Annotated in this window: 1 protein-coding gene and 1 pseudogene; both read left to right on the top strand. The window is 49.1% G+C overall.

All coding sequences use genetic code 11. The features are described 5' to 3' along the window. On the top strand, positions 1 to 262 hold a 262-nt coding region (locus tag FDX22_RS30665; protein ID WP_222592571.1), incomplete at its 5' end, for a hypothetical protein. Beyond that, positions 262 to 487, top strand: a pseudogene (locus FDX22_RS24200) (DUF4376 domain-containing protein); the annotation flags it as partial. The gene FDX22_RS30665 and the pseudogene FDX22_RS24200, both read left to right, overlap by 1 nt.

Here is a 487-nt window from a genome sequence, read left to right as displayed (position 1 = left end):
CGTCACACTTGCAGCGATATCTGTGGCTGACCTTGCCTCACATAAGCGCGGGGACAGGATTTCAGGAGAAAAGTTACGACATGTCCCCCTTATGTTCGAGAACAACGGCAACCCGTGCGCAGCGGCATCGGTTTACAACGTATTGATGATGTATGGGTTATTGCCGGGGTCCTATTTTATTCTGAACGGATCCAGCCAGGGCATGGATTGTGGGAATAAGGCTAACGCCTGGTGGATTTGCCTGGTGATGAGGACAGACTGATGAAGATAATCGACATAAAGGCGATGAAATACCTGGAAGATGGGTCTGTTTCTTGTGAAGTATTGTTTGAAGATGGCGCAGATTATATCCCTTACCGTGCAGTGGATAATGATACGGCAGCAACGGGGCGCGCTGTATGGATATCCCTGATGAGTGGCGAGTTCGGTGAAATCAGCCCATTTACGGTAACGCTGGATATGTTAGCCACTGCCAGAGAGGTTAAAA

The organism is Citrobacter sp. TBCS-14 (assembly GCF_005280805.1).
GTDB lineage: Bacteria > Pseudomonadota > Gammaproteobacteria > Enterobacterales > Enterobacteriaceae > Citrobacter > Citrobacter gillenii.
This window is presented reverse-complemented; position numbering and strand designations above follow the sequence as displayed.